This is a genomic window from Mesorhizobium sp. M4B.F.Ca.ET.214.01.1.1, assembly GCF_004791545.1.
GTDB classification, from domain to species: Bacteria; Pseudomonadota; Alphaproteobacteria; order Rhizobiales; family Rhizobiaceae; genus Mesorhizobium; species Mesorhizobium abyssinicae.
In genome coordinates, this window is record NZ_SRUX01000199.1 from 1 (window position 1) to 324 (window position 324).

The 324-nt window shown below is 61.7% G+C and carries 1 protein-coding gene; it reads left to right on the forward strand.

All coding sequences use genetic code 11. The features are described 5' to 3' along the window. Positions 1-261: hypothetical protein (locus tag EN857_RS33880; RefSeq protein WP_210235174.1), on the forward strand; the 261-nt coding region annotated here is incomplete at its 5' end. Positions 262-324 lie beyond the last annotated feature (63 nt).

Genomic DNA, 324 nt, shown 5'->3' on the forward strand with positions numbered 1-324 from the left:
GGGAGTTTCGAGGTGCTCCGCACGGAGATCGCCTTGCTGGTCTTCTACGGGCTCAAACCCGGCCCGCATCCGCCGCTCGACGCTGCCGACGACGTCAGACGTGTGCTCACAGGGCGCGATCTGGCCGGGGCGGTTCGCGCAGCCGCCGAGTTCTACGGCATCTCCGAGAAGGTGGCGCGTGATTGCTTCAACGACTACCGCGACGAGTTGCTCAGTCACGCCGCTCACGGGCTTTACGAAAAAGGCGGCGACACGGGCTGATTTATCGTCAAATCTTTGATTTCCAATCAGGTTTGCCCTCTGCTGTCATGAGGTGACCGCTCC